Annotated in this window: 13 protein-coding genes; 8 read left to right on the top strand and 5 right to left on the bottom strand. The window is 36.8% G+C overall.

The annotated features are described in order from the left end of the window. Window positions 1-111: 111 nt before the first annotated feature. Genes IPI15_RS14070 through IPI15_RS14090 form a run of 6 tightly spaced genes read left to right on the top strand, consistent with a single transcriptional unit; the run spans window position 112 to window position 4535 of the window. On the top strand, window positions 112-1440 hold the full coding sequence (locus IPI15_RS14070) for a hypothetical protein (RefSeq protein WP_287420778.1): 1329 nt from the start codon (window positions 112-114) through the stop codon (window positions 1438-1440). 11 nt (window positions 1441-1451) lie between these two features. Beyond that, entirely contained in the window at window positions 1452-1574 is a 123-nt protein-coding gene (locus IPI15_RS19865; RefSeq protein WP_353845299.1) for a T9SS type A sorting domain-containing protein, read from the top strand. Window positions 1575-1594: 20 nt separating this feature from the next. Beyond that, window positions 1595-3061 carry a T9SS type A sorting domain-containing protein gene (locus IPI15_RS14075; protein ID WP_287403088.1) on the top strand — a complete coding sequence of 489 codons (1467 nt, stop codon included), beginning with the start codon at window positions 1595-1597 and terminating at the stop codon, window positions 3059-3061. A gap of 20 nt (window positions 3062-3081) precedes the next feature. Beyond that, complete coding sequence (locus IPI15_RS14080) at window positions 3082-3780, top strand: hypothetical protein (RefSeq protein WP_287403087.1); 699 nt, start codon at window positions 3082-3084, stop codon at window positions 3778-3780. Beyond that, complete coding sequence (locus IPI15_RS14085; protein WP_287420780.1) at window positions 3781-3909, top strand: hypothetical protein; 129 nt, start codon at window positions 3781-3783, stop codon at window positions 3907-3909. After that, window positions 3906-4535 (top strand): T9SS type A sorting domain-containing protein, encoded by a 630-nt coding sequence (locus IPI15_RS14090; RefSeq protein ID WP_287420782.1) that lies wholly within the window; start codon window positions 3906-3908, stop codon window positions 4533-4535. Before IPI15_RS14085 ends, IPI15_RS14090 begins: the two co-directional genes overlap by 4 nt. 10 nt (window positions 4536-4545) lie before the next feature. Here IPI15_RS14090 and prfA read toward each other — a convergent pair whose 3' ends face one another. The 3 genes from prfA to IPI15_RS14105 all read right to left on the bottom strand — a co-directional run bounded on the left by prfA (window position 4546) and on the right by IPI15_RS14105 (window position 6535). Beyond that, window positions 4546-5616, bottom strand: a complete 1071-nt coding sequence (gene prfA / locus IPI15_RS14095) for a peptide chain release factor 1 (protein ID WP_287403083.1) — start codon at window positions 5614-5616, stop codon at window positions 4546-4548. Between the two features lie 81 nt (window positions 5617-5697). Then, the gene (locus IPI15_RS14100; RefSeq protein WP_287420784.1) at window positions 5698-5901 is read right to left on the bottom strand and encodes a hypothetical protein; all 204 of its coding nucleotides are present in this window, start codon (window positions 5899-5901) and stop codon (window positions 5698-5700) included. Window positions 5902-5926: 25 nt separating this feature from the next. Next, complete coding sequence (locus IPI15_RS14105; protein WP_287403079.1) at window positions 5927-6535, bottom strand: sigma-70 family RNA polymerase sigma factor; 609 nt, start codon at window positions 6533-6535, stop codon at window positions 5927-5929. A 536-nt stretch (window positions 6536-7071) separates the two neighbouring features. Between IPI15_RS14105 and IPI15_RS14110 the strand changes: the two genes are divergently transcribed. Next, on the top strand, window positions 7072-8097 hold the full coding sequence (locus tag IPI15_RS14110; protein ID WP_287420786.1) for a TerC/Alx family metal homeostasis membrane protein: 1026 nt from the start codon (window positions 7072-7074) through the stop codon (window positions 8095-8097). A 23-nt stretch (window positions 8098-8120) separates the two neighbouring features. Continuing rightward, window positions 8121-8702, top strand: a complete 582-nt coding sequence (locus IPI15_RS14115) for a hypothetical protein (RefSeq protein WP_287420788.1) — start codon at window positions 8121-8123, stop codon at window positions 8700-8702. A gap of 83 nt (window positions 8703-8785) precedes the next feature. On the opposite strand, the gene IPI15_RS14120 is transcribed toward IPI15_RS14115, so the two are convergent. Continuing rightward, window positions 8786-9994 carry an IS256 family transposase gene (locus tag IPI15_RS14120; protein WP_287420790.1) on the bottom strand — a complete coding sequence of 403 codons (1209 nt, stop codon included), beginning with the start codon at window positions 9992-9994 and terminating at the stop codon, window positions 8786-8788. 1197 nt (window positions 9995-11191) lie between these two features. Continuing rightward, window positions 11192-13630 carry a replication restart helicase PriA gene (gene priA / locus IPI15_RS14125; protein WP_287420792.1) on the bottom strand — a complete coding sequence of 813 codons (2439 nt, stop codon included), beginning with the start codon at window positions 13628-13630 and terminating at the stop codon, window positions 11192-11194. Window positions 13631-13711: the final 81 nt, after the last annotated feature.

Here is a 13711-nt window from a genome sequence, read left to right on the forward strand (position 1 = left end):
TTGGGAAATATAAAAGGAAGATCATAGATGGTTATGGAGAGAAAGGCAATTTCAGAGAAAAATAGCTTTAAATGAAGTTAGTTTTATGATCCATTCTTCAAATCCAGAATTATGAAAAAGTATTTAATATTTCTGTTTTTCCTCATTCCTCAGATGACATATTCACAGCATTATGTCAATAAAATAATACCTACGACATTTGGGAATATAAACGCAACAAATATTTATTTATTCAATGGCCAATATGTAGTGCAGGGTATTTTTGGAAATAACCAATCGTGCATTTTTGACATCAGCCAAGATCTCAGCACCTCCCAACATTACATTTATGACTCCACGGTTTTTTCAAGAGCGCCTTTTAATATTATTGATAATAAAATATTTGCATTTTCAAAAAACAGGTTTTTAGGTAAAGGTCTTGAAATACTCAATTTCAATAATAAATATGAGATAATCAGCAAAAAGAACATTGAAACACTTGGTGATTACAATTTCCCTACCTCAAGTATAAATAATGGAAGTTTTTTATACAACTCGTTTTTCTATTTGCAGAATAATGTTTATAAGTTTGGTTTGAACAAAATCAGTTTGGATGGGCAAACACAATGGACAAGATCTTTTGAAACACAGTCTAAATATATATATCCGTGGGATATTAATTATTCACTTAACCACCACATTCTAACAAGTTATTCCATAGCATACGAGGGTATTTTTGGCACTTTCGCAAGGGTTTTGAAAGTAGATACAATGGGAATAGAAGTTTGGAAATCAGATACTTTAATGAATGTGGAGAGCGGTGGTGCTGCTGTCTGGATGACAGAACTTTCAGACTCCAATATTTTCCTTACCTACAAAGTAAATAAGTTCTTTGATCCGGAGTTTTTTAACCTGCACCCTTATCCGCCTACCTATATCTGGCTGGATAAAAATGGTAAAAAAGTGAAGGAGCTTGTTTTAAAAATAGACCATGACAATGAGGTTTATATTTCTGAATTAAAATCAGGAAAGGGGGACTATTTTTACGTTTATGGACAATTAACTATTTATAATGATGACCATTTTAACGATTTTTATGGATTCATCACCAAATATGCCAACAATGGTGATACCATCTGGACACATACTTACCGACATCCGTCATATAATCAGGAAGATTATTTCCATTATATCAATGACCTCATCGAAGAGGACAATGGCGACCTGACGGTATTGGGTTCGATCGCACCCATAGGAGGTAAAAACGAAGTATGGGTTTTCAGAGTCAATAGTGAGGGATGTTTCGGAACGGACAGTTGTTATCAGTTTACGCTTGGAGATCATGATGTTATAAAGCCAGATGCTATAGAAATAAGTTGTTATCCCAATCCAACTAAAGGAATAGTGACACTCACCGGCCTGCGGTCTCAGTTACATACAATATCCAAATATACAGCATAGGTGGCTGGCTTATGGACAGCTATAAGGAGAGAAACCCGTCAAACATAGACCTTGGTCATCTCGACAGTGGTGTATATGTAATACAGATATCGGATAAAAAGATCACCTATACGCTAAAGGTAGTCAAGCAATAGTAATTTATTAGGCCTTAATTATGAATAAATGTTTAATATTTCTGATTTTCCTCATTCCTCAGATGACATATTCACAGCATTATGTAAATAAAATAGTACCTACAGCATTTTGGAATATAAACGCTTTTAATATTTTTGAAGTTGACAATCAATATTGGATTTCTGGTATTTTTGGAGATAATAAATCGACTATCATCACATTAGACAAAAGCCTTGATCAATATCAATTTTATAGTTTTGATTCATTTTCTTTTTCATACCGACCTTTAACACTATTTGAAGATGAAAAAATCCTGTATGGTAAAAGTAGACATTTAAGTAAAGACTTAAAACTTCTTATGCTTAATGCAAATTTTGAAACTGAGGAACTGTGCAAAGTATCCACTTCCGGCAATTTCAATTTCCCCTCTTCAAGTAGTACTATTGATTCCGGACAAAATATTTATGGGTCTTATAATTATGATGACGGAGAATATAGCAAATTCGGAATTTTTGCTGCCACTAAATATGGAAGTATTATCTGGAACAAAGCATTTGACAATAATATAAAAAAATCCATTTTATGGAAAATACTTATATCTAAATCAAAGCATTTATTGTGTCCCTATTCCGTAGGTTATATTGGAGAAATTGGCGCAAAGGCTAGAGTTTTAAAAATTGATTCTTTAGGAAATGAAATATGGAAATCAGATATAATCCCTGATGTTTTTAATATTAACTCACGAATTTCATTGGTAGAACTTTCAGATTTGAATATTTTTTTTATTTATGAAAAAAACGTATTTCTGGATCCAGAGTTTGTTAACTATAAACCTTACCCACCTTCATTTATTTGGCTAGATAAATACGGAAAGAAAACAAAAGAAACTATTCTAAAAATTGATCTAAAACATGATATTCTCATATCTGAAATGGATGCAGGTAAAGGCGACTATTTTTTTGTTTATGGTCAAGTTTCTTCTAGAGTTGATCAGACTACCAACTTATATGGATTCATAACCAAATATGCCAATAACGGAGATACCATCTGGTCGCATACTTACCGACATCCGTCATATAATCAGGAAGATTATTTCCATTATATCAATGACCTCATCGAAGAAGACAATGGCGACCTCACGGTACTTGGGTCCATCGCACCCATAGGGGGCAAAAACGAAGTATGGGTTTTCCGTGTCAATAGTGAAGGATGTTTCGGAACCGACAGTTGTGATCAGTTTACGCTAGCAGATCATGATGTTATACTGCCAGATGCTATAGAAATAAGTTGTTATCCCAATCCTACTAACGGAATAGTGACACTCACTGGCCTGGCGGTCTCAGGCACCTACACTATCCATATATACAGCATAGGTGGCTGGCTTATGGACAGCTATAAGGAGAGAAACCCGTCAAACATAGACCTTGGTCATCTCGACAGTGGTGTATATGTCATACAGATATCGGATAAAAAGATCACCTATACGCTAAAGGTGGTCAAGCAATAGTAATTTATTAGGCCTTAATTATGAATAAATGTTTAATATTTCTGATTTTCCTCATTCCTCAGATGACATACGCACAGCATTATGTCAATAAAATAATACCTTTTCCCTTTGGCAACCCCAATTTTAAGAATATAGAATATTTCAATGGCAAATATGTTATACCTGTAGTTTATCCAAGCGATTCATCTACGCTGATAGTCACTGATCTTAATACAGAAACTTATTACCATTATGTAGATTTTGTTTTTTCGTTATCGGCCATGACTATCGTAGACAATGAAATGTATCTTTATGCAAAGGATAGGAATTTTTCCAATGATTTGCAATTTGCTCGGTTAAATAATGATTTTACTTACAACTGGAAAAAAGAAATACATACAGCAGGCGATTTTAATTTTCCACTTTCAAGTATATCCCTTGGGCGAAATGTATTTGCGACATATATTTTTGAAACAGGCAATATAAGGAAGTTTGGGATATTTAATATAAAACCAGATGGTACAATCAAATGGAATAAAGTTTATGACAATAATCTAAAGTACGCAACTTTGTGGGACCTTGACAGCAGGAATGGGAATTATATTTTGGGAAGTTATAATGTGACATATACGAATGATTTCAATTCAAGTGTCAGAGTAATAAAGATTGACACTTCAGGTCAGGAAATTTGGAAATCAGATACATTGCGAGGTGTCAATGACAATGATGACCCTGTCTAGATGACAGAACTTTCAGACTCCAATATTTTCCTTACCTACAAAGTAAATAAATTTTTCGATCCTGAGTTCTTTGACCTGCATCCTTATCCACCTACCTTTATCTGGTTGGATAAAAATGGTAAAAAATGAAAGAACATGTAATTAGGATGGACCGGAAGCATGATATTTATATATCAGAAATTGAAGCTGGCAAAGGCGACTATTTTTTTGTTTATGGTCAAGTTTCTTCCAGAGTTGATCAGGCTAACAACTTATATGGATTCATCACCAAATATGCCAACAACGGTGATACGATCTGGACACATACTTACCGACATCCGTCATATAATCAGGAAGATTATTTCCATTATATCAATGACCTCATCGAAGAGGACAATGGCGACCTGACGGTACTGGGTTCGATCGCACCCATAGGGGGTAAAAACGAGGTATGGGTATTCCGCGTCAATAGTGAGGGATGTTTCGGAACGGACAGTTGTTATCAGTTTACGCTTGGAGATCATGATGTTATACTTCCAGAACCTTCCGTGATAAAGTGCTTTCCCAATCCCACCACAGGAAAAGTCTCTCTTTCAGGTATTCCTCTGAATGAAACCTACAATATTAGAATATACAGTATTGATGGAAGACTTATTGTCAGTAATAAAGAAAGAAATCCCTCCGAGATAGATCTAAGTCATATGAACGCTGGCATATACCTCATACAGATAACTGGTGAAAAGGCCAATACAACCCTGAAACTCATCAAAATCTAGCGTCTAGTGTCTAAATCGTCTCTATCTCCTTCAATTTCTCCGTATTCTCATAGACTCTCAAGGCCTCGATGATGTCACCGATATTGCCTTCTATGACGGAATCCAGGTTATAAAGGGTAAGATTGATCCTGTGATCTGTCAGTCGGTTTTGTGGAAAATTGTATGTTCGGACTTTATCACTTCTGTCACCACTACCCACCATTGACTTTCGTTGAGCAGACATGGTGCTTTGCACTTCATTCCTGTTCTTCTCCAGAATCAATTGATAGAGTCTTTGCAGAGCAATATCCCTGTTCTTGATCTGTGATCTGGCTTCTGTACTTTCAGTAATTAAACCTGTGGGTAAGTGGGTAAATCGCACACCGGATTCCGTCTTATTTACGTGCTGTCCACCGGCACCGCTGGCGCGAAAGGTATCTACCTTAAGGTCAGACTTTTTGATATCGACGTCTTCTTCTTCGAGTTTGGGGATGACCGCCACAGTAGCTGCGGAAGTATGGACACGACCTTGAGATTCAGTTTTGGGAACTCTTTGAACACGGTGCCCGCCTGATTCAAATTTTAGTTTGCCATAAACATCTTCCCCACTAACTTCCATGATCAGTTTGCTGTATCCACCTGAATCACCATCGTTAGCTTCAATGGTTTCATGTTTCCAACCTTGAAGGTCGAAATACCTGGTGTACATGCGATACAGGTCGCCTACAAAAATTGAAGCTTCATCACCACCGGTACCTGAGCGGATCTCGAATAATACATCTTTGGAATCTTCCGGATCTGTTGGAATTAGGAGGACTTTAAGTTGGGCTTCGAGTTCCTCTCTTTTATCTTCCAACGCATAGATCTCTGATTTACCCATTTCCTGCAGTTCGGGATCGGGATCGGCCATCATCTCACGGGCAGTGTCAATACTAGAAAGCACGTTTTTATAGACCTGAAATTCCTTCATGATCACCGTCAGATCCTTATATTCCTTATTGACTTTTTTAAATCTGGAAAGGTCCGAAGTAATACCAGGATCGGAAAGTTGTTCTTCTAGCACATGAAACTTATCTTCAATAGCACTGAGCTTATCGAGCATTTGGACAGTATTTTTTTAAATAAAGCGCAAAGATACTCAAATCCTTCCTCCCTTACTTAATATGGGGAAAAGAAAAAGGAATTAGTCCTTCGTGATAAAGTTCTTGATGTTCTGGATAAACTCAGGAGTCACATGAGGTCTGTGAACCTTACTTTTTAGGTAATCTTTGAAATGACTTTGAGGCAACTTGAATTCAGCCGGTGATTGAATTTTATTCTCAGTTATTTTCTTTTGTTCCCCTTTTGAGCCAAGATGATTTAAATTTTGGTCTATTTTGTGTTGCATGACAAAGTAAATTTAATAAAAAGGATTATGATTGTTGAGGATTGTTTGCTTCCCCTGCTTTCTCTTTGGTATCTTTGTAACCGAGCTTAGTGGCATATTTTTTAAGTTTTTCTCTTAACATACGCCTTCCTCGGTGAAGTCTGGACCTTACGGTTCCAATTGGAATATCGGTAATTTTAGAAATCTCTTCGTATGTGAATCCTTCAATATCGCAAAGTAAAATTACAGTCTTAAAATCGACAGGTAGAGAATTTATTGCTATGGTGACTTCATCACCAATCAAATTCTGATACATATCCATTCTAAAATCTTGAGCTCCTGCATTGGTCAAGTCATCCTTTTCCAAATATGCGAGGAAATCCTCAAAATCAACCTCAGTCGGACGCTTACTCTTCTTCCTGTACTCATTAATGTAAGCGTTTTTCAAGATTTTAAACAACCATGCCTTAGAATTAGTTCCTTCGGTATAACTATCAATTGACTTGTATGACTTTAGAAAAGTGTCCTGAACTAGATCACGAGCATCTTCTTCATTATATGTTAAATGAAAAGCAAAAGTTGTTAATGCATTAATATGCGGTAACAATTCGTTTTCAAAAATAATATCCTTCTTTTGTAAGTTTTTTCCTGGCATGACTACATAATATCCTTTGCAAATGTGCAAATTTTTAATTAAAAAAAGTGTTTTCTTAAATTATTACCTAAAAATATTTCTATTTACTGATTTGCAGTATAAATCGCAATAATTTTAATTTAATTCGGAGCTAAGCTATTCGAAATATTCTGAAAATTTCTTTACTAAAAAAGTGTGTATAACAAATTGCACGAAGACGAAAAAGAAATGACTAAGAGCATATAGATTCCTCGCTTCGCTCGGAATGACATTATGTCGATGGGATGAGGGGGTATAAAATGGGGTGGCTGCGCCACCCCATTTTATACCCCCTCAGAACAAAGATTCTGTCATTCCGACTGAAAGGAGGAATCTGCCAAATAAAAATCAACTACTTTATTCGCATCCATCTTTTTATAAATTATTTATCAAAAAATATAACTTTTTGTGCGATTTGTTATACACACCTGAAAAAAGCTTTAAAACCACATTTATTTAGTTTTGTTACCTTTGATTAGCGGCACTAAAGCAATGCAAATAATAAACATATTATATAAATGGATTTTATTACTACGATTCTCCTTATGACAACGGAAACCATAACATATACTGTCTTTGGGGCAGTTTTAGTTTTGGCTTTGACATTCGATCTGGGTCTCATGAGCAAGAAAAATAAAAAAGTTACTATTAAAAATGCATTGTATCAGACATTCTTTTGGGTAGGTCTCGCTCTAGCATTCTTTGTCTACATGTGGTCAGCCGAAGGTCAGAAACCTGCACTTGAATATCTAAGTGCTTATCTTATGGAATGGAGTCTGAGCATTGATAACATATTCGTATTTATTCTTATATTTTCTTCCTTTGGTGTCAAAGAGAAATATTTTGGAAGGGTCTTACTTGCGGGTATCATAATGGCCATCGTTTTTAGAATAATTTTTATTTCAGTAGGTGTTGCCCTCGTAGCAAAATTCCACTGGGTACTTTATATTTTTGGAGTTTTTCTTTTGGTCACTGGAATTAAAATGTTCACTTCAGATGATGAAGAGGCATATGACCCGCAGGATTCAAAAATTTACAAGATCATTAAAAAGTTCATACCCATGGTGCCGCACGATGGCGAGGGCAAATATACAGTGATTGAAAACGGCAAAAAATATTATACCACTCTCTTCTTCGTAGTAATTATGCTTGCCATTATAGACATTGTTTTCGCTATGGATTCTATTCCTGCTGTAATGGGTATCGTGGATAATTCACCTGGAAATGAGGATGTGGCCAAACTAGTCATTTATACATCAAATATCTTTGCGGTCCTGGGTTTGAGATCTCTTTTCTTTCTGCTCAGAGGAGCGGTGACCAAATTCGATTATTTGCAGCAAGGTATTGCTATCGTTCTTGTTTTTATCGGAGCCAAGATGCTGGCTGAACATTGGATAAATATGATATTGACTAAAAATGAACAAGTATTTATTTCACTTGGTGTAATTCTTGTTTGTATTTCCGGTTCGATTTTTTATTCTATATTTATATCGAAAAAAGGTATTCCTGCCGAAGTTGGAGAGGAAGAATCCGAGGAAAATTAGTCAATCTTTTAAATTCTTTTATCATGAAACTTTTAACATTAATTTTTTGCTCTTTAATGGCATTCTCAACACATGCCCAAATAAGATCTATGATAGATGCACCGAGTGTATATCTTACTTCACGAGACATTGAAAACGCCTTGAGTCAGGAAGGTCTGGGGTTGGACTTTGGCTATGCCATAGGAACTCATTTTTTTATGACAAAGATTTCTGCCGGTGTTAATGCAACAGCTGATTTTGATGCAGAAAAAATTGACAAAACTATTTTCGTAAATCCTTTCGGAAGGCTGGAGGTCGGTTTAGGTAAATGGAGATCGAATGGACAGAAATGCGCCAAGACCAATTCTAATGCATATACTTTGTTGGCAAAGGGTGGACTGGTCTATAATTTTGGCACTAAAAAAGCTGATCCTGAAAATTTGATCGCCGAAAGGAAGGCGAATTTTGATTACTTTGTTGGCGCTGAACTTGGATTATTTTTCATCAAGGATATGCACAAGAACTCTGAGTATTATCTCTCAGGTGGATATATGCTTGAAAGTAAAAAAATATTCGGTGAACTAGGAATCAGAACTTTCTTAAATACATTATATTCGAGAAGGTAGGGGATTTTAACCTTCTTTTTGAGTTTATTAAAAAAAGCTCGACACTGTCCCACAAAGTGTGTAAGTTGTTTTTTTGGGCTCCCCTAAGCTTTCATATATTTGGTTAATCTCGCTCCAAAGATAATAATAAATTGATTTGTTATTACGCCCCAGTTATGAATAGGCATTGACCATTTCCTTGTGGCTTCCTGGACTGCTAGATAGACCGATTTCATAACAGATTCATCAGTTGGAAAAGAAAGCTTGTTTTTTGTATATTTTCTAATTTTTCCATTCAGATTCTCTATTAAATTAGTTGTATACATGATCTTCCTGATCTCCACAGGGAAGCCAAAAAACGTTGTCAATTCATCCCAGTTAGTCCTCCATGATTGTACTGAATACGGATACTTATCTTCCCAAGTCATTGCAAAGTCCTTAAATGCTGCCTCTGCTGATTGTTTCGTTGGCGCTCCATATATTTTCTTCATATCAGCTGTAAATGGCTTTCGGTCTTTATATGACACAAATTTGCATGCATTTCTGATCTGATGGACAATGCATATTTGAGTGTTTGATTGTGGGAAAACCGTTTTGATTGTTTCCGTAAAACCATTTAAATTGTCTGTAGCTGTTATGAGTATATCATTTACACCACGTGCTTTCATGTCTGTCAATACACTCATCCAAAAGCTGGAGCTCTCTTTCCTCCCTAGCCACAAACCCAACACTTCCTTTATACCATCTTGCCTCAGGCCGATCGCTATATAAATCGTCTTGTTTATTACCTTGGATTGTTCTCTTACCTTAAATACAATTCCATCTAACCAGACAATCAAATAAACATCTTCCAGCGGTCTATTTTGCCATGCTACAATATCCTCTGTTATGGCATTTGTTATTCTTGAAATCGTTGAAGTTGATACTTCTACATTGTATAGATCCCTGATCTGGTTTTCTATATCGCTATTACTCATGCCCCTTGAATACAATGAAATAATGATGTTTTCTATACCTTCAGCCATTCCCTTTCGCTTGGGAACAAGCATCGGCGAAAAGCTACCATCCCTATCTCTTGGCACCTGAATACTATCCTCTCCAAAACTAGTTTTAATCTTCTTATTACTAAACCCATTTCTTGAGTTTGGTGCACCGGTTTTATCGTGCTTTTCATATCCAAGGTGGCTATCCATTTCGCCCTCTAGTATCTTTTCTATCCCTCGTTTTTGAATCGATGTTAGAAAACTCATCAATTCATCTCCTGTCTTAAATTGCTTTAAAATCTCATCACTGATAAAATCTTTTGAATCCATTTGCTTTTTTGTTTTTCGTTATAAATTTATTCATTTTTATAACTTACACACTTTATGGCTTAGTACCAAAAGCTCTTTCAGTAATTCAACATGCTGAAAGAGCTTTTTTGTTTTTTAAATTGCTTCTAAACGATCAAAAATAGCCTATACTTAGGATCAAGAGAAAATGCACGCTCGCATTATTCATTGTTCATTACTCGTTATTCATTAAAAAAGTCCACTCCCTTGGCCCTCTCCAAAGAGGGACAGCTGCTCCTCATCATAATTCCGTTTATTATTGGTTTGATCTGAAATGCTCAAAAATAGCCTGAAGTTAAGATCAAGAGAAAATGCCCGCTCGCATTATTCATTATTCATTACTCGTTATTCATTACAAAAGTCCACTCCCTTGGCCCTCTCCAAAGAGGGACAGCTGCTCCTCATCATAATTTCGTTTATTATTGGATTGATCTGAAATGTTTGGAAATAGCCTGCACTTAGGATCAAGAGAAAATGCCCGCTCGCATTATTCATTATTCATTATTCATTACTCGTTATTCATTACAAAAGTCCACTCCCTCGGCCCTATCCAAAGAGGGACAACTGCTCCTCATCATAATTCCGTTTATTATTGGATTGATCTGAAATGCTCAAAAATAGCCTGTACTTAGAATCAAGAGAAAATGCCGGCTCGTTTATTCTTCGTTTTTCATTTTTCATTCTTCATTATTAAAGTCCACTCCCTCGGCCCTCTCCAAAGAGGGACAACTGCTCCTCATCATACTTTCGTTTATTATTGGATTGATCTGAAATGCTCAAAAATAGCCTGTACTTAGGATCAAGAGAAAATGCCGGCTCGTTTTTTCTTCATTTTTCATTTTCATTCTTCATTATTAAAGTCCACTCCCTTGGCCCTCTCCAAGAGGGACAGCAGCTCCCTCATCATAATTTCGTTTATTATTGGATTGATCTGAAATGCTCAAAAATAGCCTGTACTTAGAATCAAGAGAAAATGCCGGCTCGTTTATTCTTCATTTTTCATTCTTCATTCTTCATTATTAAAGTCCACTCCCTTGGCCCTCTCCAAAGAGGGACAGCTGCTCCTCATCATAATTCCGTTTATTATTGGATTGATTTGGAATGCTCAAAAATAGCCTGTACTTAGGATCAAGAGAAAATGCCCGCTCTGATTACTCATTACCCATTACTCATTACTCATTAATACGGGTCCACATCTACCACACAGCTGATGCCCTTATAATCTGATTGACTTTTGATCAATAATGCAAGATCGCGGACATCCGACTTGATCTTTGACAATATTTCATTTTTGCGTTCGATCTTCAACATTAATTCGAATAAGTACTGATTGTTTATACGCGGTATCAATCCAGGAGCCGGACCTACGACCCTTGCCCCCCAATGCTGCTTCATAATAGCGGCAAATTGCTCCATAGCTGCGGCAGCCTTTTGAGGGTCTCTATGACCAATGACGACTTTGATTAATCTGCAAAATGGAGGATAGATAAAGCCTTTTCTTTCTGCTAATTCTTTTGTATAAAATCCGACATAATCAGCCTTTGTTACATCTTCCAACAAGCTTTGTCTTATGCTTCCATATTGTATAAATACCTTTCCTTGCTCTTCCGATCTACCGGATCGTCCACTTACCTGAACCATGAGCTGGAAGGCTCTCTCATGCGATCTAAAATCAGGAAATCTGGCTAATTGATCTGCACTCACTATGGCTACTAATCCAATATTCTCAAAGTCTAGTCCTTTACTGACCATCTGTGTACCTATCAGAATATCTATTTTACCTGTTTCCAGTCGATGGATCATATCCGACATAGCTGCCTTTCCGCGCACTGTATCGAAATCCATTCGAGCGATGGTCGCCTCTGGAAATAATACCACTAACTCCTCCTCTATCTGCTGAGTTCCAAGGCCTTTATGACTCAAATCCACATTGCCACATTCGGGACATGCAGGGTCCGCCTCCTTATGCCAGCCGCAGTAATGACACAGAAAACTATTGTTATACTTATGGTATGTCATGGCAACGTCACAGTTCTTGCAACGTTTAGTCCATTCACACATGGTGCAAACTAACATCGAGCTGTACCCGCGCCTGTTGATAAATACTATACTTTGTTTACTCCTTTTTAATTGGTCTAACATTTCATTCACCAGAACCGGAGAGAAATGGCTTCCCTTATTTTTAGAATGTTCAATAGTGTTTCTGTTGATTAGTTCGACATGTGGAAGTACTGCATTGCCATAACGCTCCAATAAATTGACTAAGCCATATTTTCCATGAAGTGCGTTGTAATAACTTTCAAAGGATGGTGTCGCAGATCCAAGAATGACTTTTGCCTGATGTAATTGAGCCAAAAACATTGCAGTTTCACGAGCATGATATTTAGGTGTGGGTTCATTCTGTTTATATGAATAGTCATGTTCTTCATCGATGATGATGAGTTTCAAGTCTTTGAAAGGAAGGAAAACACTCGATCTTGCTCCTATGACCAATGGTTTGCCATTCTTTATTTCATGCCATAGATCTATCTTATGATTACTACCAATCGACGAATGGTAAACGCTCACTTCATTTCCAAAATAAGCAGCCATGCGCTGGACTAACTGTGTAGTCAGCGCTATCTCAGGAACCAGAAATAACACCTGATGACCTTTTGACATGGCTTCTTCCATGAGTTTAAGATAGATCAGCGTTTTGCCTGAGCCTGTGATACCGTGAAGCAAGGCAATATCCTTTTCTTTTAGGTGATTTTCAATTTCAGCCTTTGCTCTACTTTGAATTGCTGATAATTCAATGTCTTTCAGATCAAGATCATTATCAGCGTCATATCTGGATATCACTTGATTTTCTACAGTGATGATTCCTTTTTTTCGAAGTGAATTGATGGCAGCATTGCTTCCCGGGAATGCAGTTTCGAGTGCTTTGGCTCTGATTTTTTCTCCGGAATGTAAATGCTGAATACAATACATGACAACTTGTGCCTGCTTGGCGGCCTTTTTAACCTGTTCAAGCACCGACGAAAGAGATTCATTGCTTTTATCGAAGTTAGGAATAATGATCCTTTCAGTTTTAGCTTTATAGGTATATTTTAATTCTTCTTTAAGTTCGATGAAGCCCTTTGCCAAAAGGGAACTAATGACAGGATAGATATTTTTTTTACTCAGGATATTTTCAAGATCGCTGTGTTTGATCTCCTTTTGATATAGCACCGCTGAGGCAAGAAGCTGTTCATCTCCGGTGAGCTCGTGTATAAAGTTGTTAAGATCCTCGTGTCCGAGATAAGTAGTTTCGGAATTTAACTTAATACCTGCGGGAAGTGCTGCATTCATTACTTCTCCCAGTGTCGAGGCATAATAATCAGCTACTTTGACCCATAGTTCCAGCTGTTTAGGTCGGATAATTGGGGCTTCATCCAGCATTCGGACGATAGGCTTCGTTTTGTAATTATCAGGGGCATTTTTATGCAATGAAAATACAATACCGGCATATTTTTTTCTGGGACCAAACTGAACTTCTACTCTGTGACCTATTTCTATTTTATCAATAAATTCGTCCGGAACAGAGAACGTAAATGTGTCTTTGATCGGAAGTGGTAATACGATTTCAGCAAAGACCATTATTTATTGAGGAGATTGGTTATAAAATAAAAGAGCCGGTAAAATTACTACAATGATTGCTGTAATCCTACCGGCCCTTCG

This window comes from Candidatus Brachybacter algidus, from assembly GCF_016707225.1.
In the GTDB taxonomy this organism is placed as follows: Bacteria; Bacteroidota; Bacteroidia; order Chitinophagales; family Saprospiraceae; genus Parvibacillus; species Parvibacillus algidus.

Coding starts and splice junctions, on each gene's coding strand:
- IPI15_RS14070 (WP_287420778.1), top strand. CDS start 112: ATGAAAAAGTATTTAATATTTCTGTTTTTCCTCATTCCTCAGATGACA.
- IPI15_RS19865 (WP_353845299.1), top strand. CDS start 1,452: ATGGACAGCTATAAGGAGAGAAACCCGTCAAACATAGACCTTGGTCAT.
- IPI15_RS14075 (WP_287403088.1), top strand. CDS start 1,595: ATGAATAAATGTTTAATATTTCTGATTTTCCTCATTCCTCAGATGACA.
- IPI15_RS14080 (WP_287403087.1), top strand. CDS start 3,082: ATGAATAAATGTTTAATATTTCTGATTTTCCTCATTCCTCAGATGACA.
- IPI15_RS14085 (WP_287420780.1), top strand. CDS start 3,781: ATGACAGAACTTTCAGACTCCAATATTTTCCTTACCTACAAAGTAAAT.
- IPI15_RS14090 (WP_287420782.1), top strand. CDS start 3,906: ATGAAAGAACATGTAATTAGGATGGACCGGAAGCATGATATTTATATA.
- prfA (WP_287403083.1), bottom strand. CDS start 5,616: ATGCTCGATAAGCTCAGTGCTATTGAAGATAAGTTTCATGTGCTAGAA.
- IPI15_RS14100 (WP_287420784.1), bottom strand. CDS start 5,901: ATGCAACACAAAATAGACCAAAATTTAAATCATCTTGGCTCAAAAGGG.
- IPI15_RS14105 (WP_287403079.1), bottom strand. CDS start 6,535: ATGCCAGGAAAAAACTTACAAAAGAAGGATATTATTTTTGAAAACGAA.
- IPI15_RS14110 (WP_287420786.1), top strand. CDS start 7,072: ATGGATTTTATTACTACGATTCTCCTTATGACAACGGAAACCATAACA.
- IPI15_RS14115 (WP_287420788.1), top strand. CDS start 8,121: ATGAAACTTTTAACATTAATTTTTTGCTCTTTAATGGCATTCTCAACA.
- IPI15_RS14120 (WP_287420790.1), bottom strand. CDS start 9,994: ATGGATTCAAAAGATTTTATCAGTGATGAGATTTTAAAGCAATTTAAG.
- priA (WP_287420792.1), bottom strand. CDS start 13,630: ATGGTCTTTGCTGAAATCGTATTACCACTTCCGATCAAAGACACATTT.